This window comes from Megasphaera vaginalis (ex Bordigoni et al. 2020), assembly GCF_900240295.1.
Classification (GTDB): Bacteria; Bacillota; Negativicutes; order Veillonellales; family Megasphaeraceae; genus Megasphaera; species Megasphaera vaginalis.
Genome location: NZ_OEQB01000002.1, coordinates 106,489 through 125,480 on the forward strand (window position 1 = coordinate 106,489; position 18,992 = coordinate 125,480).

An 18,992-nucleotide genomic window follows, 5' to 3' on the forward strand; every position below is an offset into this window, starting at 1 on the left:
CTGTATGGGGAGGAGGTAGCGTTGTGATCGACTTGGAACATATGTATTACGCCTACGATTTGGGCGCGCCGTTTATCTTGAAGGACATTACGCTGCATATTGATAACGGCACCTATCTTTCCGTTGTCGGTGAAAACGGGTCGGGGAAGAGTACGCTCCTGAAACTTTTACTGGGCCTGATAAAACCTGTGCGCGGCAGGATGTACAATGATTTTTCCCGCACGGCCTATGTGCCGCAGCGTTTTGAATCGCTGAACAGCCAATTTCCGATTACGGTGCGGGAAGTCATGAATTGTTACCGTAAGGTGCTTCATATCAAGGACAGTTCCGTCGTAAAAAACTATTTGGAACTCGTCAAGATGGAAGCGTTCGGCGACTCGCTGATCGGCAATCTTTCCGGCGGTCAATGTCAAAAAGTCTTTATTGCCAGAGCGTTGATGGCCCGTCCCGATCTGCTCATCCTCGATGAGCCTTCCGTCGGCATTGACGTTAAAAGTCAAGCCGAGCTTTACCCGTTTTTGAAAAAATTGAATACAGAGCAAGGGATTACCGTCATTGCCGTAGAACATAATTTACGGGCGGCGATGAAAAATTCCCGCTACCTGTACCATCTCGCCGGCGGCAGCGGGCATTTATGTTCGCCAAAAGAATATATTAAGGAATATGTGACCGAGAATACGGGGAGTGAATCGTATGTTTGAATATACTTTTATGCAGAATGCCTTCGTCGTGGCGATTCTCATTTCCATCGTTTGTCCGCTGATCGGCATGTTCCTCGTGCTGCGTCGTTATTCCATGATCGGCGACGCTTTGTCACATGCTTCTTTGGCCGGTGTGGCTGTCGGTCTTTTGCTCAATGTCAATCCGATTATCAGCGCTTTTTTTCTGACGTCTTTTTTCGGCATTCTCATCGAAGTGCTGCGCAATCAGTTTCGCCGCTACGCTGAACTGATCCTGGTTATCGTCCTGTCATTTTCCGTCGGCATCGCCATTACGATCATCAGCTCCGGCGTAGTTCACGCTAACGTAGAGTCCTTTCTTTTCGGCAGTATTCTCACGGTGTCCCGCGAAGACGTGATTTCCGTTATCGTTCTCGGCATCGTATCCATCATTACGATCGTATGGCTGTATCCGCAGCTGGTCATGCTCACTTTTGATGAAGACGGCGCAAAGATCGCCGGAGTCAGGAGCCGGCTTATTAACTACATCTTTGCCGTTCTTGTAGCGGCGACGATTTCCGTTTCGATCCGCGTTGTCGGTATTCTCGTCATCAGTTCGCTCATCGCCTTGCCGGTAGCCACGGCGTTGCAGCTTAAGAAAGGTTTTCGCCGGACTTTGCAGCTATCCGTTCTTTGCAGTTTTGTCGATATTCTTTCCGGTCTTTTCCTGTCGTACTATATCGACGCGGCTCCCGGCGGCGTGACGGCCGTATTGTCCGTGCTGATGCTGTTGGCGGTCATTGCCGTGCGTCAGTGCCGTCAGGCGCTGCAGCGGCGCAGAGAAGGGAGGATTAACGGTGATGGATGAAAAGGAATACGGTGCGTTGCTTCACAAGCACGGTTTGAAAAACACGCGGGCCCGCAATTGGGTGTTGCATGTGCTGCTCGCTCGAGAAGGCGTTCTTACGGCGGAAGAAATCTATCAGAACATCGATCAGAACGGCGGCAAAGTAAATTTTTCAACTGTTTACCGAATTTTGGAATTATTTGAAACGGCGTCGCTTGTGGAGAAAACCTTTTTACCCGATTTAAAACGGCACGGTTATGCGCTTCGTTCCATAGGGCACAGGCATCGGCTGATCTGCCTGCGCTGCCATAAGACGGTGGAAATTTCCGCATGTCCGTTGGCGTCGTTTGAAGAGCGGATTGCCGCTGAAACGACATTTCAGATCGTAGGACATAATCTGGAACTTTTCGGGTATTGCGGCGACTGTCGTCGGCAACTCCGGAGAGAAGAGGAAGGAGACGGCGTTTATGAATGAAACGCTGCAGCAGGTATGCGACGATTATTGGCACGGCGCCGGCGAGCTTGCCGTTTACTGCCGGCGTCTCGGCGGCGAGGAACCGTTTTTGCTGCGAGACAGGCCGATGGCGGCGGCCAGTCTGATCAAGATTCCGATTATGATTGAAGCCTTCCGGCAGGAACGGGCCGGGAGGATTTCTTTTTCCGCACGCTGGCCCGTACGCGCCGCCGTTCCTGGCGGGTCTTTCTATACGCTGCCGATCAACACGCCGGTGACGACTGCCGTGTTGATCGAACACATGATCGTTGAAAGCGACAATACCTGTGCCAACATGCTCTTGGATATACTCGGCATGGCCGCCGTCAATGACTGCATCGACGGTCTCGGGCTGAAAGGGACTCGGCTGCGGCGGAAAATGATGGACTTTACCGCCGCCGCGGCGGGCCGAGAGAATGTGACGACGCCTGGCGATATGGGGCGGTTGATGACGCTGCTGGCAGAAGGTCGTTGCCTGGGCCGGCGCGCCGATGCGGCTATGTGCGGCATTCTTTCCCGACAGGAAGACAATTGCGTCATACCGGCGCAGATGGCCCGCAGTCTCCGCATCGATCATAAAACAGGCGAGTTGGCCGGCGTCTATCATGACTGCGGCATTCTTTATGCGCCGCAGGGCAAACTCATTCTCTGTCTCATGGCTGACGGCATAAAAAATGAGGCTCAAGCCATTTACGACATGTCGTATTTGGCTCGAGCCTTGTATGACGCGGTTGCGGCCGCTCCGGTTATTTGATGAAGATAACGTAGTCGTCTTTGCGCGGCTTCGGCGGCGGTGCCGTTTCGGCGGGGTAGCCGAGGATGCAGTGGCCGACGCCGACGAGATGTTCCGGCAGTCCCCATTTTTTCAGCAGCGCTTTGCCTTCAGGCGAAGCGAATTCTTCTTTGGCGCGGTTGATCCAGCAGGAGCCGAGACCTAAGGCTGCCGCGGCGTTCATCAGATTGCCCATGACGAGGCAGCCGTCCGACCAGGCATTGGCGGAACGCTCCGGATCGGCAAAAACGATGACGACTGTCGGCGCACCATAAAGAGGATCGCTGTCGGTACCCAGAATCTTTGCGTTCATGGCGGAAATGGCGGCGATGACAGCTTCATCCTGGATGACGACCATCGAGGCGCCTTGCAGTCCTTTGGCGGACGGAGCATACATGCCGGCTTCAAGAATCTGATTCAATTCCTGATCGGTAATCTGCTCTTTCTTATACTTGCGGATACTGCGGCGTGAGAGCAACGTTTGAAGGGATTCGTTCATAACTGATCATCTCCTTGTTTTAATATATTTTTATTATAACATAGGATGGTTATTTTTGTGATGTAAAAAAACGGCGGTCCCGTTTTTACGGAAACAAACCTGCGCGCCGGTTCGATTGACGCCGCCGAGTATGGTATAATACAGTCAGCGGAATTGCGTCGGAACGGTAAGCTTGCAGGCAGAGAATGGAGAGAAACTCGTGACAGAAAATTACACTAAACAACATCCTTTTGAGGACGAAAAAGACATTTCCGTCTTGGAAGAGTATACGCAGCCTTTAGCCAACTTGTTTAAAATCCTCGGCGACCCGACACGGCTGCGCATTTTGCAGGCATTGATGAAGAGTGAGCTTTGCGTATACGATATTGCCGATACGATACAAATGGGGCAATCTGCCGTTTCCCATCAATTGCGTATTTTGCGTGATTCTCATTTGGTGCAATTTCGCCGCGACGGCAAGACCGTGTATTATTCATTGGCCGACGATCATGTTTATACGATGCTTCAAGTCGGTTTGGAGCACGTTGCCGAATAAAGGGACAGTCAAAAAGGGGGACGATGTCATGTATGTTTGTCTGATGCGGCACGGCAAGGCGGAAAAAGCGCATGCCGGCTGTGCAGATGCCGAACGCAAACTGACTGACAGGGGGCGGTGCGATGTGGCGGCAATGGCCGAGTTCGCAACCAATTGGTGGCCTTCTGGCAAAAAAGCAATGGAAGTGAGTCCTTACGTGCGGACGAAAGAGACGGCGGAGATTATCAGCCGCCGTCTTCATTGCCGCAATATGCATGTCAACGACGCGTTGGTTTCAGGCGATTTATCTCGCCTTTACCGGGACGTCCTCTCCCGGCGGGACGCCGATCTTCTTTTGCTTATCGGACACTCGCCGTACTTGGAAAACTGGAGCACCGAATGGACGGGAACGACCCTTGATTTTAAGACGGGCGGCATGGCGTTGTTTGATTACGATCCTTATGACGGCGAAGTCGGTACGGCTTCCCTGTTATTTTATATTCAGCCGGCTGCAGTCAGATTGTTGCTGAAGCTGCAGCATTAGGAGGTAGAAACATGAAACATGTCTTATCAATTGCCGGTACGGACCCTTCCGGCGGCGCCGGTGCGGCGGCGGACTGCAAGACCTTTTGCGCGCACGGTTGTTTTGCGCTCAATGTCATTACTGCCGTCGTTTCGCAGAATACGCAGGGCGTGCGGGATTATATGGATGTTACGCCGCCGCTGATCGCATCTCAGATTGACGCCGTCTTTGAAGATATCGATGTCGATGCCGTCAAGATCGGCATGGTCAGCGTCGTCGAAACGATCCGGATCATTGCGGCCAAGTTGAAACGATATCAGCCACCCTTTGTCGTCATTGATCCCGTCATGGTGGCGACGAGCGGTCATCGGTTGCTCCGCCCGGAAGCGGAAGAATCGCTGCGTAAAATGCTGTTGCCGTTAGCGACGGTGCTGACGCCGAATATTCCGGAAGCGGAGGTGCTGACGGGCAAGGAGATCCGCGATTTCCGCGATATGGAAGAGGCGGCTCGCGCCATTGCCGCCATGGGAGCGCAAACGGTGCTGGTCAAGGGCGGTCATCGTACGGAGGATGCTACGGATTTGTTCTTTGACGGCAAGGAAATGCATTACTTCAAGGGACGCCATATTGACAGCACGAGTACGCACGGAACAGGCTGTTCTCTTTCCAGCGCCATTGCGGCCGATCTGGCGAACGGCATGACGCTTACCGATGCCGTTGCCGCGGCGAAGGCGTATGTTTTTGACGGTATTGCGCACGCTGAACCGATCGGCAAGGGGCATGGGCCGATTCATCATTTCTACGGGTTATACGAAAAAGCGGGAATCGTTTAAGAGAGGGAACAACATGATTGGAAACTATATCAAGAAAACGCTTTGTCTTTTTGCCGCCGCCGCAACGGTTACCGGCAGCGCCTTGGCGCTGACGCCGGCAGAGACGTACGAGGCGGCGGCCCGCAATATGGCGGCGCATCCGCAAGGAGAATACACGGTACAAATGAATGTGCAGGCTCCGTTCATGTCGGTGGGACGGCTGAAAAACAAAATCGACATACAGGAAATGCCGTTCAAAGTCAAAAGCACGGCCAGCGTTGGTTTTCTCGGCAACGAAACGTTGAGCGGCACGTCCTCCCTTTATGCCGAGCAGGACGGCGCTGTCGTTCACGTTTACTACGGTTACGGTGATGAGGACAGCCGGACGTGGCAGTCGTATGATCGCCCTTTACGCGACGCGATGCCGCTGGCTGCAACGTTGCGTGCTGACGGCAATGTGCTGGCAGGCGTGAAAACGGTCACGGCGATTTCGGCGCATACGTATCGGGTCGTCTATGACATGTCCCGCCTGTATGCGACAGGTGATGAAGCGAAGTGGGCTGAAGCGGGCCTTTCCGGGGAAGAAAGGAAGGCATTGAAGGAAGCGCTGCTGGCGTTGCAGCAGAGTGGCGATATCCTTGCAGACGTCACGATTGACCCCGCAACGGCGCGCATCAGTCATATCTATTTCCCGCTGACGCCGCAGCTGCGCAGTATTGCAGCACTGATTGCGGCCAATGCCAATGTCCCGGAAGCGCAAAAGGCGTTGATCGGCCGGATTCTGGCCTACAGCAGCGTGAATGTGACCGTTGATTGTGCGCCTCTGCCGGAAAATATCGACTTTACGGTACCGGCTGCGGCCCAAAAAACGAGATAATTGTGGAGTTTTTGAGGAGGATAATTTATGCATAGGAAGTCGTTATGGCTGAAAAATATACTGCTTACGGCAGCGTCGACGTTACTGCTCAGTACGGCCGCGTTGGCGGCAGACCCGTTGACGACGTATACGGAGGCCGTCCGTCATAGGGCTGCAAACCCGGACGGCCAATATACCGTACACGTCGCCTATGATATGCCCTTTTTTAAAGGCGCCGTGAAAGAAATGATTTCTTTGCAAGCGAATCCGTTTGCCGTGAAGGTGACGGCGCAGGCGGAAGACGCTTCACTTCCGACGTTGGCGACGACGGTTACCGCTTATAGTGAAGTGGCGGATAAGGAATACCATTTTTACTATGGCGTCACCAGTATGGGTGCAACGCAGTGGTATGTCGTCTCCGGGACGGCTGATGCCGCCATGGTCGGACAAAGCCTGACGTCTCTGTTCCAGGTCTTTGGCGACGGTATTACGGCGGTTCGGCAAACCGGCTCGCATACGTACGTCGTCGAATATGATACGAATCGGCTCGGGGCCATGCTGAAGCCGCCTGCTGCCGAGAATAAGACGGCCGATAAGATTTTGTGGGCCTTGAAGCAAAACGGCACGTATACGGTTACGGCGACGTTGGATTCGACGGACAAGGCGTTGCAGCAACTGACGTTTCCCATGACGCCGCAATTGCAGGGCCTGCTTGCCGTATTGGCCGAAGACTATCCGCGGTTTACTCCGCCGGAACGGGAAATTATCCGGCAATATGCCGAGAATGCAACGCTTGACGTAACGTTGACTATTGCGCCGCTGCCGCCGGGAGAAGATCTGCGTGTGCCGGCTGCCGTCAAGAAGGTGGCTGTACCGATAACGGATGGCGCCGCGACGCGTACGGGTACCGTCCGTGAAGGCGATAAAGCGGGTTCGTCGCCGCAGTCTGCCGGACAGGGGCAGGACTGATGACGGCTCGGGAATAGCCGGTCGCTGTTTCGCGTGCCCGTATTCGTTCGAGAAGACGATGCGAAAAGTGAAGTGCCGGTGCGTGAGGCTTTGCGCATTTCGGCAGCGCCGAAGGGAGCGGCAGTGCAGCTTCGCTGCGCGATTTAAACGTAAGGCGGGCGGATTATTTCATCAAATCTGCTCGCCTCAAATTGTAAAGAGAGTATATGAATCTTCGGAAATATGTTGACAGAGAGCTTAAAATAACGGAAAATGGTATAAACGGGACAAACGGACGGATGTTTATGAATTATGGGGTGTTTGTACGTATTACCGATTCACATTGCAGAACCATACGATATAGGAGGTAGAAAAAAATTGGCTAAGAAGGAAAAGCTCTTTGTAATTCCATTGGGAGGCCTGGGGGAAATCGGGAAAAACATGACGGTTATCCAGTACGGAGAGGATATTGTCGTCTTGGATGCGGGATTGGCATTTCCCGATGACGACATGTTCGGCATTGACCTGGTCATTCCCGACATGAGCTATTTGATCGAAAATCGTGACAAAGTCAGAGCCGTCGTTATTACGCACGGACATGAAGACCATATCGGCAGTTTGGCATATTTATTGAACGAGATCAACGTTCCCGTTTATGCTACAAGGCTTGTGTGCGGTCTGATTGAAGGGAAGCTGAAAGAAAATCGTATTTCGAATTATTCATTGAATGAAGTGAAGCATGGCGATGAAGTGGAAATCGGCTGTATGAAGGTCGGCTTTATCCATACGAATCATTCCATTCCCGATGCAAGCGCCATTTATTTTAAAACGCCTGTAGGTACGGTCGTTCATACCGGTGACTTCAAGATCGATCTGACCCCTGTCGATGATCAGTTGATGGATATCCATAAGTTTGCCGATCTGGGCAGGCGCGGCGTGCTGCTGCTCATGTCGGACAGCACGAATGCCGAACGGCCGGGGTATACGGAGTCGGAAAAAACGGTCGGACAGGCTTTTCTCCGTGAATTCAGCCAGGCCAAGGGACGGATTATCCTAGCTACCTTTGCGTCGAACATTTCCCGCATTCAGCAAGCTGTCAATACGGCGGTCCTCTATAAACGAAAGGTTGCCGTTCTGGGACGGAGCATGGTCAACAACGTTCAGATTGCCACGGAATTGGGCTATTTGGATATTCCGGAAGGAGTCCTTATCGAGGCTGACGAATTGAATCGGTATCCTGCCGATCAGGTGCTGATTCTGACGACGGGCAGCCAAGGGGAACCGATGGCCGGATTGTCCCGGATGGCTTCCAACAATCATCGCAGTGTCAGCATCATGCCCGGCGATACCGTCATCATTTCGGCGACGCCGATTCCCGGCAACGAGATGGGCGTCAGCCGCACCATTGATAATTTGATGAAACTCGGAGCCCATGTCGTTGCCGGCAGAGACAAAAAAATACACGTTTCCGGGCACGGCAGCCAGGAAGAATTAAAAATCATGCTCGGTTTGATTAAACCGAAATATTTCATTCCCGTTCACGGCGAGTACCGAATGCTTAAGAAGCACGGCGAAATGGCTGTGGAAATGGGAGTCGACAAAGCGCATATCCTCATTGGCGATAACGGCCAGATTTTCGAGTTTACGGGACGCAGCGGGCAAAAAACGGGCCGTGTCAATGCCGGCCGCGTTTTCGTCGACGGACTCGGCGTCGGCGATGTCGGCAACATCGTCATTCGCGATCGACAGCAGTTGGCCATGGAAGGCGTCGTGATCGTTGTCATGACCTTGGCGAAAGGAACCAGTCACGCTTTGGCGGGCCCCGATATCGTTTCCCGCGGCTTCGTCTATGTCCGTGATTCGGAAGCGCTTCTGGCGGAAGCGCACGAACGGGTTGCTGCCGTTTTGGAACGATGTGAAGCGGGCAATATCCGCGAATGGGCCGTGATCAAGTCCCAAGTCCGCGATACGCTGAGCCGATATCTCTTTGAAAAAACGAGACGCCGCCCCATGATCTTACCGATCATCATGGAAGTTTAAAATATGATAGCATGACAGCATACAGCGGGGGTTTTTGCCTCCGCTGTTCTGAATGTAGAGAGAAAGACAGGATGAGACGATGGACGATATGAATGTAAAAGCAATGACGACAGCCGGGCTTTTGGCTGTCATAATGGTATTTTTAGGCGTACTGGGCTACGTGTCGCCTTTATTCGCGCTGATCGGTTATTTTGTGTTTCCCGTACCGATGATCATCGTTTTCCTGAAATTCGGCGCCAAGTGGGCAGCACTGTTCGCTCTTGCGGCAGGCCTTTTGCTGGCCTTATTTATTTCACCGCTTTTCGCGCTGATCATGTTTCTCTCCTTCGGAATCATGGGAACGGCCATCGGTTGCGGTCTGCGGCGGCAATGGCCGCTGGGGCGGCTGATCGCTCTTGCGGCAGGCGCTTTGTTGGTATTGACCGTTTTGTTGTCCCTGTTGACGTATGCCGTTAACGGCGTTAATGTGATTGCCGTTACGACGGATGCCTGGCGGCAGACCTTCGATTTGGCCTTGGCGTCGTACAGCAGCCGGGGGCTCTCGCCGGAGGAAGCGTTGGCATTGCAGGAACAGGTCGATGCGATCAAAGAAACCTCGGCCGTTCTTCTGCCGGCGGCGGCAGTAGTCAGCATGTTTATCTTGGCTTACGTATATATCAAGGCGGCCGTCATTATCCTGCAGCGGCTCCATCTTCCCGTTCGTCCGCTGCTGCCTATTCGTTATTGGGAAATACCGCGCATTATGGTATACTTATATGTACTGGCACAGGTCATGCGCTACTGGGGATCGACAAGATCCGTTGAGTGGCTCAACCTGACCGGTGTCGGTTTGAGTTTGGTTTCTTTTTTCTTTATTTCCATCGAAGGTATCGCTTTCTTTCTGTTTTTGGCAGAGCGCAAGTTTCACCTGAAGTCGACGGGGCAGGGAATGATCCTTGCCGCTTACTGTCTTTTTCTGCCTCTTTTGCAGAATGCGGCCTTCATCGGCGGGATTGTCGAGATGCTGCTGCAATACCGCAAGAAACACGGGGGTCTTTGACCCCGGGGAGCCGACGCATGTTTAAAAAACTATTGGGCAGTCCATTTGAAAGGTATTATCTGCTTGTCATTTCCCTTCTCCTGATGATCATTGCCGTGTATAACTGGGTAGTCGCCGCTTTGGCGGTAATCCTGATCATCGGCGCATTTTTCTTAAGCCGCAAAGATTCCAATGAGCGCAATCGCGAGATCAGCCGCTTTTTCGATGCCATTTCGCGCAGTGTCGATCAGGCGACGACATATGCCGTTCAAAATCTTCCCATCGGCATTGCCATCATTGACTCGGAATCGGCGCTTTGCTGGTCGAACAGTGTTTTCATGGACTGGTTGGCGGCTGTCGACGACGGACAGAAAATGAGTCAGATCATGCCGAATTTGAATCTCGATAAGGTTTGGGGAAAGTCGGGGTATTTTTTTGAAACGATCAATGACCGGTACTATCGCGTGGTTTACAAGTATCTGCAAACTGATGCATCGGAAGACGATAATTATTTGATCCTGTACTTCGAGGACATTACCGATACGGAACGACAGAAAGAAAATGCCCTGCAGACTATGCCCGTTTTTGCGGAAATTGTCATTGACAACATGGAAGAAGTGGGCAAGGGGATGTCGGCTGTACAACAGGCGACACTTTGGACCGACGTCAACAACTGCATTGTCGGAGAAATGACGGCGCTGGGCTGTTATATCCATGTATACGGCAATGAAAACTATTTTGTCTGCTTAACGAGGAAGGCCTTCGAAGGGTTGAAGAAAAATCATTTCGCCATCCTTGACAAGATCAGAGCCATTCACACCGTGAACCGCATTCCCGTTACTGTCAGCATGGGTGTGGCGGCAGTACCGGAAGAAACCTTTACCCGAGGCTTATCCGATTTCAACGAGCTGGCCGACAAGGCTCATGCCGGCGTTGACTTGGCTTTGGGACGCGGCGGCGATCAGGTCGTCGTTTATGAAGAATCGGGAGAGGTTCATTTTTTCGGCGGCAAGACGCAGTCCCTAGAAAAGAACACCCGCGTTCGCGCCCGTATTGTTGCCCAGGCCCTGCATGAATTGATCGATACGAGTGAAAACGTGCTGGTTATGGGACACGAACGGGAAGATTACGACTGCATCGGTTCCGCCATCGGCGTGGCTCATATGGCGCGTATTGCCGGTAAGTCCGTGCATATCGTCGCCAGTAAAGAAACAGATGCGATTCAGCCGCTGCTGGATAAAGTCAGCGAAGTGGAACTTTTCCGCAATCTGCTGATTACGCCGGAAACGGCGGAAATGATGTGCACCGAAAAAACGCTTCTTTTTATTACCGATACGCATCGGGCTGATATGACGGCGGCGCCGAAGCTTTTGGAAAAAACGAAACGCCGCGTCGTAATCGACCATCATCGGCGCAGCAGCGATTTCATCAAGAAGCCCCTTTTAACGTATACGGAGACGTCGAGCTCCTCGACGAGCGAACTCGTTACGGAGCTGATCCAGTATTTCAGGGATGATGTGGAGCTTGAGAAGGTCGAAGCAACGGCCTTATATGCCGGTATCGTCGTCGATACGAAGAGCTTTGCCGTGCAGACCGGCGTGCGCACTTTTGACGCCGCCGCGTATTTGCGGCGCAGCGGCGCCGATCCGACGATCGTGCGCAGTCTTTTCAGCTCGGATTTCGCCCTGGTCAAGACGAAGGCGCAAATGCTGGCCGACGCGGTTATTATGGACAGTATTGCCATGACGAATTGTCCGCCCGGCGTGGAGAACGCGCCTGTCGTATCGGCACAGGTGGCGGATATGCTGTTAGGAATCAATACGGTCGAGGCGAGCTTTGCTTTTTATGCGCTTTCTGACGGCAATCTCGGCGTCAGCGCCCGCTCTCAGGGCAATATCAACGTGCAGCTGGTCATGGAAGAACTCGGCGGCGGCGGTCACCGCACCGTCGCCGGTGCGCAGCTGAAAGGACTGTCTCCGGCAGAGGGACAGGCTGCCGTGCGGAAAGCATTGCAGCAAGTTGCAGAAAAGGAGAGTACAACGATATGAAAGTAATCTTATTGCAAGACGTAAAAAAATTAGGAAAAAAAGGGGAAATCGTCGAAGTTTCCGACGGATATGGCCGTAATTATCTGTTGGCGCGTAAGTTGGCGGCACCCGGTACGGCTGAAAATATCAACGATGCCAAACAGAAAAGCGCGGCGGCGCAGCATAAGGCGAAGGTGGCTTCCGACGAAGCGGTCATCCTGGCCAGTCAGCTGAAGAAAGTCGAATTGACGATTCCCGTGCGTACCGGTGAAGGCGGCAAGGTCTTCGGCGCCATTACGGGAAAGAACATTAGCGATGCCGCAAAGGAACAATACAACCTTGATCTGGACAAGAAAAAAGTAGAGATCAAAGAGCCGATCAAGGCCGTCGGGACGTATGATGTCATCATCCGTGTTCATCCGACGATTACGAGCGTGATCAAAGTTCATGTCACCGAAGGATAAGGTATGAAAGAGTTATTAGATAAATTACTGCAGCGCCATAAGTATCTGGAACCGACGGCGGAAGAGGAACTGCGCCGGCAGGTGAACGTATTGTACGGCGCTTTTACAGGTCTCATCGGTCCGGAAAAAATGGTTCTTCGCGCCAGCAAATATTCCGCTTTGGCCTACGTTCACTCCGAAGATCCCCGGCAGCGCCTGACAGGGCTGCAGCGGCTGATTTATGAAGATGCGTCATACGATAAGGTACCGACAGACGAAGAGGTCGTCGACGTGTTGAACGAGTTGGAAACTGTTTTGGCGGAGATGCTGGCGCGGCAGGCCGTGGAAGAACGGCTGGAAAAGAAGATTTCCCAGCGGATGGAAGAAAAACAGCAGGAATATGTCCAGGAAATCAAGATGCAGCTGATCCAGGAAGAGTTGCATGACGTCGAAACGCCGCAGACGAAGCAGAAGTTGGAGGCCTTGCAACGGCTCGATACGATCCAGTTGGCCGCATCCGTTATGGAACGGGTTCGGCCGAAAAAACTGTCGGCTATCGTCGGGCAGGAGCGGGCTGTAGAAGCGATGCAGAGCAAATTGGCATCCGTCTATCCCCAGCATCTGCTCCTTTACGGACCGCCAGGTGTCGGTAAGACGACGGCTGCCCGCATTATTTTGGACGAGGCCAAAAAGTTGCCGTTTACTCCCTTCGGCGCAGATGCGCCTTTCGTGGAAACGGCAGGTACGACCTTGCGCTGGGACTCGCGGGATATGACCAATCCCCTGATCGGTTCCGTTCATGATCCCATTTATCAGGGAGCGAGGCGGGATCTGGCCGAAACGGGTATTCCCGAGCCGAAGCCGGGGCTTGTAACGGAAGCACACGGCGGTATTCTCTTCATCGATGAAATCGGCGAAATGGATCCCATGCTGCTGAATAAATTATTGAAAGTATTGGAAGATAAACGGGTGAAATTCGAATCGGCTTATTATGACGAATCGGATCCGAATATTCCCGAATATATACGCAAACTCTTTGCCGACGGTGCGCCGGCGGACTTCATTCTCATCGGGGCCACGACACGGGATCCGTCGGAAATCAATCCGGCTATCCGTTCGCGTTGCGCCGAAGTGTTCTTCGAGCCGCTGGTACCGGCCGATATCGTTCGGATCATCGGCAATGCCGCTGCGGAGTTGGGGATTTCTCTGGCTGACGGCGTGGCGGAAAAGATCAGCACCTTTACGATTGAAGGGCGTAAGGCCGTCAATATTTTGGCTGATGCGTACGGTCATGCCGTTTATCAGCAAAAAAGCACGACGGATATACAAATTACGCTGGAGACCATTCAGCATATTGCTCACGTCAGTCGCTTAGTGCCGTACGTGCCGGAACGGGCGTCGTCGGCAGGCGTCATCGGCAAGGTCTTCGGCCTCGGCGTCGCCGGTTATCTCGGTTCGACGTTGGAAATCGAAGCTGTCGCCTTTCCGGCGCAGACAGCGGGCAAAGGCTATTTCCGCTTTAACGATACGGCCGGTTCCATGGCGAAGGATTCCATGTTTAATGCCGCCGCCGTCGTTCGCGCCGTGACAGGCAAAGAGCTGGCTGATTTCGACATCAACATCAATTTTATCGGCGGCGGCAATATTGACGGACCGTCAGCGGGAACGGCGATTACGACGGCGCTGATATCCGCCATTACCAAGGTGCCGGTACGCCAAGATGCAGCCGTTACGGGAGAAATTTCCGTACAGGGACAGGTTAAACCTGTTGGCGGCGTCTTTGAAAAAGCGTATGGCGCCAGCCGTGCCGCAATGAAGACCATTATTATTCCGGAAGAGAATAAAGAAGATATACCGGCAGATCATTTGGGGCTTGAAGTCTGTCCCGTCAAGACGATCGGCGAGGTCTTGGATCTGTTGCTCATCAAACAGGAGTCGTAAAATGGAACAACGAATACCGCCGCAGAATATAGAAGCGGAACAGGCCGTTCTCGGCGCGATGATGTTGGAACACGACGCGGCGACGTTGGCTGCGGAGAAACTGCTTCCCGTCGATTTTTACCGTGAAGTACACCGCATTATTTTTGAAGCGATGGTCAATTTGCACGGCGAACGGAAAGAAATCGACGTCATTACGCTTCCGGAAGAGCTGCGGCGCATGAAAAAGCTGGACGATGCGGGCGGCCTGGAATATGTGCTGAGCTTGCCGAATCTCGTGGCGACGGCTGCCAATATCGAATACCATATCAACATTGTCGTGGAAAAGTCATTGGCCCGCAAGCTCATTTCCACCTGTACCGATTTGGCAACGGAAGCTTACGACGGCGAGACGGCGGCGAGTGAACTGCTCGATAAAGCGGAGCAGAAAATCATGGGGATCTCCGACAGCAACAATCGCAGCGATTTCGCGCCCGTCAGCGACGTCGTCAATGAGACGCTCGATAAGATTACGAAGCTTTATGAGAATAAAGCGGGGCTGACAGGCTTGCCGACGGGATTTCGCGATCTCGACCTCCTGACGTCGGGGTTGCAGCCGTCCGATTTGATCCTCATCGCCGCTCGCCCCAGTATGGGGAAGACGGCCTTTACGCTGAATATTGCCCAAAACGTCGGGGTGCGTCAGCAGAAAACGGTTGCTTTTTTTTCGTTGGAAATGTCCCGGGAACAGCTGGTACAGCGATTGCTCTGCCAGATTTCTCATATTGATTCGCAGAAGCTCAGGACCGGGCAGCTGAACAGCGACGAAGAATGGGGAAGGCTGACGGAGGCGTGCAGTAAATTATACCAAGCGCCGATTTATATTGACGATACGCCCGGCATCGGCGTCGGAGAAATGCGTTCCAAAGCGCGGCGGCTGAAATCGGAAAAAGGCCTTGATCTGATTATCGTCGATTATCTACAGCTCATGCAGGGGCGCAATGCCGAAAGCAGGCAGCAGGAAATCTCCGATATTTCCCGTTCCCTGAAAGCGCTGGCGCGTGAGCTGAAAGTGCCGCTCATCGCATTGTCGCAGCTGTCGCGAGGCGTTGAGAGCCGGCAGGAGAAACGGCCCATGTTGAGCGATTTGCGTGAATCGGGGGCGTTGGAGCAGGATGCCGATATCGTGTCCTTCCTTTACCGCGAAGATTATTACGATAAGGAGACGGAGAATCAGCACATTACGGAAGTCATCGTGGCCAAGCACCGCAACGGCGCGACGGATACGGTGAAGCTCTACTTCAAAGGAGAGTACACGCTGTTTCTTAATCTCGATACGCATCACAGCGAAGAATTTTAATAACCAAAAAGGGATACGAGACGATCATCTCGTATCCCTTTTTGGTTGGGTTGCCGGCGGTTCGGCGTAATTTTATCCGGATGGACCTGCTGGAAAAGGCGGCGGTGTTTCCCCGTTTTCTTTCAAATACGCCAAGTTGCGCAGCAATATTTTTTTACCGCGCCAGGCAAAGGCGCGGTTGCCGTAAGCGGCGCGGAACTGGCTGTTCGTAATGGATTCCAAGGCGGCGGCATCGATGTGCGTCAGCAGCTGCTCCCTGAATTCAGGCAGCGGCGTTACCGGCACGTCCCGATTATGAGGGCAGACGCGCTGGCATTCATCACAGCCGAAGACGAGGGGCGTTTTTTGTATAATCGCGATTTCCGCAGGGGACAAGTCGCCTTTTTTTTGCGTTAAATACGATTTGCAACGCTCATAGGTGTAGGATGTGCCGGTAAAGCAATTGCCGGGGCAGGCGGCGGCGCAGGCACCGCAGTGGCGGCATTCGCGCTGGTTCGGCGCGTCGGCGTCCAGGGGCAGGGTAGTCAGCAGGCTGCCGATGAAGCAGTACGTGCCGTAGGTTTCGTGAATGAGGCAGCGATTGTCGCCGAAGAAGCCGAGGCCGGCGCGCTGGGCCAAATAGCGATCGGCTAAGGGCGTCGTATCGATGACGGCGACTTGCCGGCTGTCGGGGAAACGGCGGCGAATGGCCGCGTCGAAGCGTGCCAGATAGTCACGAATAATCTGATGGTAATCGCGGCTCTGGCAATAGAGGGAGAGGTTGGCCTTGCCTGCCTTTTGGCCGTGGTAGTAGGGAAATAAGACGACGATAATGGCACGGCATGCCGGCAGCAGGCGCTTCGGTTGCCAGCGGTCCTCGCCGTGGCCGGCGGCGAGAGGGCAAATCGGCTCGGTCGACACTTCTGCCGGCAGTTCGGCGGTGGCAATACCGATGCAGTCGAGCCCGAGTTCCCGTCCCAGCGCTTTGATGAGGCGACTATCCATGGAGAGAGTCGCTTTCCTTGATTTCCGGCCTGACGATATAACTGTACGCGGAGGTATAACAAATATGCAGGTGGTGGCGCATGGCGATCTCCGCTTCTTCAGCGCTGTGCCGTTCCAGGGCGGCGGCGATGGCGGCGTGTTCATTGGCTGCTTCGGCGACGCGGCTGGTACGGCTGTAAAGGGAATTGATGCCGGTTCGCTTGATATTATCCCGAAGTTCCTCTACGACGTATCGAAGAAGGGAGTTGCCGGATGCCTCAATAATGGTATTATGAAACTCCGTGTCGCTGAAAATGAACTCCTGGTATTTCGGACTGTCATATTCCGCCAGTTTGCGCTGTTGTTCTACAGACAGACGCAGTATCTCCAGCTGTTCCGACGTGATATGGGAACAGGCCAGCTGGACGGACAATACTTCCAGTGCCGTGCGGATCTGAAAAATATTAGTTAAATTTTTGGCGTCCAAACTTTTGACGATAATTCCCTTCTGCGGAATATAGCGGACCCAGCCTTCTTTCTGCAAACGCAGCAACGCTTCACGCACCGGCGTGCGGCTGACACGCAGTTCATCGGCGAGCGTCCGTTCCGAAAGCAGGTGACCGTCTTGATACTTTTGATCGAGCAGGCGTTTTTTGATAATCGTGTAGATTTGATTTTTTAATGACTGCGCATGATAATTGACCATACGGACCTCCCTTTGGACGTAATGGAGAAAAAGACTGGCATTCCCCGGGTAACTACATTATACTATAGTTATACAGCGTCGGCAGCCGCTTTTTTCGTTTTCGCCGGACTGCTGATTATTTCAGGCGAACTGATCTCCCGTCAAGGCAGGCGAGCTTATGACCCAGGAAGACCTGACCAAACGCTTTTCGTGCGGTGCAATTGAAAAAGAATATGAAAAAGCGCGTGCCCTGTCCTTCATGTTTCAGCTGGCTTTTACGGCCGTAGGTATTTATTTTTTCTGGCTCATGCTTCCGGAACGGACGATTGCCGCCAAGTTGGACAATATTGCCGTCTTGTGTTTTTGCCTGTGGCAGATACACCGACAGCGGGATATTCTCTGCTACACGACGGCCAAAGGACTGATCGTGCGGCGTCAATGCACGTCGGCGCGGGATCTTCTGAGCGGACAGCTGCACCCGGAAAAGCAATTGCTCTTCGTTCCGTATCGGGATATTTTTGAAATTGCCGATACGTGGCGCGAATTTCGCTTGGGACAGCCGATAGAGGGCGGCCTTGTAATTTTGCCTGTTCAGCTTCAATTTCTCTCCGGAAAAGATAAGCGGGAAATATTGGATCGCATTCGTGATGGGGCAGAAAAAGATGAGGAAGAATGAGAATTACAGAGAGATCAAATGAAATCAGGTGAAATCAAAAAATAACAGGTATGTTTCGCCTCCACTTTATTCTTTACTATTTTAATGAGATAAAGTAAAATAAAGAAGCATCATCAGTAGGCATTGTGGAGGCGATATACATGGGATGGAAGCGGTATGCGGCGTTTGCCGTTGTCGGGGTGGTTCTTGCCGGCGTGCTTGCCGGTTGCGGACAGGATAAAACGGCTGCTGGCGGTCAACAGAAGCGTGCTAAGATCGTTATCGGCTTGGATGATAATTTCCCGCCTTTCGGGTTTCATGATGAATCGGGCGAACTGGTCGGCTTTGATATTGATATGGCTAAAGAAGCGAGCAGGCGTCTCGGCATGGAGGTGGAATTCAAGTCCATCGATTGGGACAGCAAGGAAGCGGAGTTGAAGAGCAAGAATATTGACGCCATCTGGAGCAGTCTTTCCATCACGCCGGATCGGGAAAAGAATATCCTTTTCTCCCGAGCCTATGAAAACGGGCCGCAAATATTGCTGGTACGCAGTGATTCGACGATCCGCGGCAAAGCTGATCTTGCCGGCAAAATAGTCGGGACGCAGCAGGGAAGCACGGGACTGGAAGCGATTGACGCGGAGCCGGAACTGAAGAATTCTTTTAAGGAATTGAAACAATATTCCGATAATGTGACGTCTTTCATGGATCTGGAAGTCGGCCGCATTGATGCCGTCGTCGTTGCCAAGACGACAGCAGGATATTTTATGAAGAAAAACAAGGCTGATTTCCGCATTATCGACGTAGGTTATCCCGCTGTTCCCAGTGGCGTCGGCCTGCGCAAGGAGGATACGGCGTTAAAAGAAAAGCTGGATCGTGTCCTGGAAGAAATGCACAGCGACGGGACGGCACAGAAATTTTCGGAAAAATGGTTCGGTATGGATATAACGGTATAGGAGGC

Annotated in this window: 20 protein-coding genes; 17 read left to right on the forward strand and 3 right to left on the reverse strand. The window is 52.9% G+C overall.

Features of this window, described 5'->3' with window-relative positions; genetic code table 11:
- The first annotated feature begins 23 nt into the window (after positions 1-23).
- The 4 genes from C0977_RS03110 to C0977_RS03125 are packed head-to-tail and all read left to right on the forward strand — an operon-like array spanning position 24 to position 2,753.
- On the forward strand, positions 24-701 hold the full coding sequence (locus C0977_RS03110; protein WP_023053853.1) for a metal ABC transporter ATP-binding protein: 678 nt from the start codon (positions 24-26) through the stop codon (positions 699-701).
- The gene (locus C0977_RS03115; protein WP_023053789.1) at positions 694-1,527 is read left to right on the forward strand and encodes a metal ABC transporter permease; all 834 of its coding nucleotides are present in this window, start codon (positions 694-696) and stop codon (positions 1,525-1,527) included. The genes C0977_RS03110 and C0977_RS03115 overlap by 8 nt, the downstream gene beginning before the upstream one ends.
- On the forward strand, positions 1,520-1,981 hold the full coding sequence (locus tag C0977_RS03120) for a Fur family transcriptional regulator (protein ID WP_200814209.1): 462 nt from the start codon (positions 1,520-1,522) through the stop codon (positions 1,979-1,981). Before C0977_RS03115 ends, C0977_RS03120 begins: the two co-directional genes overlap by 8 nt.
- Positions 1,974-2,753 (forward strand): serine hydrolase, encoded by a 780-nt coding sequence (locus tag C0977_RS03125; protein ID WP_101912416.1) that lies wholly within the window; start codon positions 1,974-1,976, stop codon positions 2,751-2,753. The genes C0977_RS03120 and C0977_RS03125 overlap by 8 nt, the downstream gene beginning before the upstream one ends.
- Here C0977_RS03125 and C0977_RS03130 read toward each other — a convergent pair.
- Positions 2,746-3,270 carry a nitroreductase family protein gene (locus C0977_RS03130; protein ID WP_101912417.1) on the reverse strand — a complete coding sequence of 175 codons (525 nt, stop codon included), beginning with the start codon at positions 3,268-3,270 and terminating at the stop codon, positions 2,746-2,748. The two genes, C0977_RS03125 and C0977_RS03130, sit on opposite strands and share 8 nt — an antisense overlap.
- Positions 3,271-3,517: 247 nt before the next feature.
- Here C0977_RS03130 and C0977_RS03135 point away from each other — a divergent pair, with 247 nt between their 5' ends.
- The 11 genes from C0977_RS03135 to dnaB all read left to right on the forward strand — a co-directional run bounded on the left by C0977_RS03135 (position 3,518) and on the right by dnaB (position 15,728).
- Positions 3,518-3,805 (forward strand): ArsR/SmtB family transcription factor, encoded by a 288-nt coding sequence (locus tag C0977_RS03135; protein WP_036242878.1) that lies wholly within the window; start codon positions 3,518-3,520, stop codon positions 3,803-3,805.
- Between the two features lie 28 nt (positions 3,806-3,833).
- Complete coding sequence (locus C0977_RS03140; RefSeq protein ID WP_101912418.1) at positions 3,834-4,328, forward strand: SixA phosphatase family protein; 495 nt, start codon at positions 3,834-3,836, stop codon at positions 4,326-4,328.
- 11 nt (positions 4,329-4,339) lie between these two features.
- A complete protein-coding gene (gene thiD / locus C0977_RS03145; protein WP_101912419.1) occupies positions 4,340-5,140 on the forward strand; it encodes a bifunctional hydroxymethylpyrimidine kinase/phosphomethylpyrimidine kinase in 801 nt (266 codons plus the stop codon).
- A gap of 13 nt (positions 5,141-5,153) precedes the next feature.
- Complete coding sequence (locus C0977_RS03150) at positions 5,154-5,996, forward strand: hypothetical protein (protein ID WP_023053831.1); 843 nt, start codon at positions 5,154-5,156, stop codon at positions 5,994-5,996.
- A 27-nt stretch (positions 5,997-6,023) separates the two neighbouring features.
- Positions 6,024-6,944, forward strand: coding sequence for a hypothetical protein (locus C0977_RS03155; RefSeq protein ID WP_101912420.1), 921 nt, complete (start codon positions 6,024-6,026; stop codon positions 6,942-6,944).
- A 357-nt stretch (positions 6,945-7,301) separates the two neighbouring features.
- Entirely contained in the window at positions 7,302-8,963 is a 1,662-nt protein-coding gene (locus C0977_RS03160; RefSeq protein ID WP_101912421.1) for a ribonuclease J, read from the forward strand.
- Positions 8,964-9,042: 79 nt separating this feature from the next.
- Complete coding sequence (locus C0977_RS03165) at positions 9,043-10,002, forward strand: DUF2232 domain-containing protein (RefSeq protein WP_101912422.1); 960 nt, start codon at positions 9,043-9,045, stop codon at positions 10,000-10,002.
- A 17-nt stretch (positions 10,003-10,019) separates the two neighbouring features.
- Positions 10,020-12,029 carry a DHH family phosphoesterase gene (locus C0977_RS03170; RefSeq protein WP_101912423.1) on the forward strand — a complete coding sequence of 670 codons (2,010 nt, stop codon included), beginning with the start codon at positions 10,020-10,022 and terminating at the stop codon, positions 12,027-12,029.
- Positions 12,026-12,472, forward strand: coding sequence for a 50S ribosomal protein L9 (rplI, locus tag C0977_RS03175; protein WP_101912424.1), 447 nt, complete (start codon positions 12,026-12,028; stop codon positions 12,470-12,472). Before C0977_RS03170 ends, rplI begins: the two co-directional genes overlap by 4 nt.
- Positions 12,473-12,475: 3 nt before the next feature.
- On the forward strand, positions 12,476-14,392 hold the full coding sequence (gene lonC, locus C0977_RS03180; protein ID WP_101912425.1) for a Lon family ATP-dependent protease: 1,917 nt from the start codon (positions 12,476-12,478) through the stop codon (positions 14,390-14,392).
- Position 14,393: 1 nt separating this feature from the next.
- Positions 14,394-15,728 (forward strand): replicative DNA helicase, encoded by a 1,335-nt coding sequence (dnaB, locus tag C0977_RS03185; protein ID WP_101912426.1) that lies wholly within the window; start codon positions 14,394-14,396, stop codon positions 15,726-15,728.
- 72 nt (positions 15,729-15,800) lie between these two features.
- Here dnaB and queG read toward each other — a convergent pair whose 3' ends face one another.
- Positions 15,801-16,712, reverse strand: a complete 912-nt coding sequence (gene queG / locus C0977_RS03190) for a tRNA epoxyqueuosine(34) reductase QueG (protein WP_101912427.1) — start codon at positions 16,710-16,712, stop codon at positions 15,801-15,803.
- The gene (locus tag C0977_RS03195; protein ID WP_101912428.1) at positions 16,705-17,397 is read right to left on the reverse strand and encodes a GntR family transcriptional regulator; all 693 of its coding nucleotides are present in this window, start codon (positions 17,395-17,397) and stop codon (positions 16,705-16,707) included. Before C0977_RS03195 ends, queG begins: the two co-directional genes overlap by 8 nt.
- Before the next feature lie 157 nt (positions 17,398-17,554).
- Here C0977_RS03195 and C0977_RS03200 point away from each other — a divergent pair, with 157 nt between their 5' ends.
- Both C0977_RS03200 and C0977_RS03205 read left to right on the forward strand, forming a co-directional pair.
- On the forward strand, positions 17,555-18,052 hold the full coding sequence (locus tag C0977_RS03200) for a hypothetical protein (RefSeq protein ID WP_101912429.1): 498 nt from the start codon (positions 17,555-17,557) through the stop codon (positions 18,050-18,052).
- A gap of 140 nt (positions 18,053-18,192) precedes the next feature.
- Complete coding sequence (locus tag C0977_RS03205) at positions 18,193-18,987, forward strand: amino acid ABC transporter substrate-binding protein (protein ID WP_023052738.1); 795 nt, start codon at positions 18,193-18,195, stop codon at positions 18,985-18,987.
- The last annotated feature ends 5 nt before the right edge of the window (positions 18,988-18,992 follow it).

Bases quoted from the DNA above. Each gene is read 5' to 3' on its own strand.
- C0977_RS03130 (WP_101912417.1), bottom strand. From the start codon at position 3,270: ATGAACGAATCCCTTCAAACGTTGCTCTCACGCCGCAGTATCCGCAAG.
- C0977_RS03165 (WP_101912422.1), top strand. From the start codon at position 9,043: ATGGACGATATGAATGTAAAAGCAATGACGACAGCCGGGCTTTTGGCT.
- C0977_RS03205 (WP_023052738.1), top strand. From the start codon at position 18,193: ATGGGATGGAAGCGGTATGCGGCGTTTGCCGTTGTCGGGGTGGTTCTT.
- C0977_RS03200 (WP_101912429.1), top strand. From the start codon at position 17,555: ATGACCCAGGAAGACCTGACCAAACGCTTTTCGTGCGGTGCAATTGAA.
- dnaB (WP_101912426.1), top strand. From the start codon at position 14,394: ATGGAACAACGAATACCGCCGCAGAATATAGAAGCGGAACAGGCCGTT.
- C0977_RS03155 (WP_101912420.1), top strand. From the start codon at position 6,024: ATGCATAGGAAGTCGTTATGGCTGAAAAATATACTGCTTACGGCAGCG.
- C0977_RS03115 (WP_023053789.1), top strand. From the start codon at position 694: ATGTTTGAATATACTTTTATGCAGAATGCCTTCGTCGTGGCGATTCTC.
- C0977_RS03120 (WP_200814209.1), top strand. From the start codon at position 1,520: ATGGATGAAAAGGAATACGGTGCGTTGCTTCACAAGCACGGTTTGAAA.
- C0977_RS03150 (WP_023053831.1), top strand. From the start codon at position 5,154: ATGATTGGAAACTATATCAAGAAAACGCTTTGTCTTTTTGCCGCCGCC.
- thiD (WP_101912419.1), top strand. From the start codon at position 4,340: ATGAAACATGTCTTATCAATTGCCGGTACGGACCCTTCCGGCGGCGCC.
- C0977_RS03125 (WP_101912416.1), top strand. From the start codon at position 1,974: ATGAATGAAACGCTGCAGCAGGTATGCGACGATTATTGGCACGGCGCC.
- C0977_RS03140 (WP_101912418.1), top strand. From the start codon at position 3,834: ATGTATGTTTGTCTGATGCGGCACGGCAAGGCGGAAAAAGCGCATGCC.
- C0977_RS03195 (WP_101912428.1), bottom strand. From the start codon at position 17,397: ATGGTCAATTATCATGCGCAGTCATTAAAAAATCAAATCTACACGATT.
- lonC (WP_101912425.1), top strand. From the start codon at position 12,476: ATGAAAGAGTTATTAGATAAATTACTGCAGCGCCATAAGTATCTGGAA.
- C0977_RS03170 (WP_101912423.1), top strand. From the start codon at position 10,020: ATGTTTAAAAAACTATTGGGCAGTCCATTTGAAAGGTATTATCTGCTT.
- rplI (WP_101912424.1), top strand. From the start codon at position 12,026: ATGAAAGTAATCTTATTGCAAGACGTAAAAAAATTAGGAAAAAAAGGG.
- queG (WP_101912427.1), bottom strand. From the start codon at position 16,712: ATGGATAGTCGCCTCATCAAAGCGCTGGGACGGGAACTCGGGCTCGAC.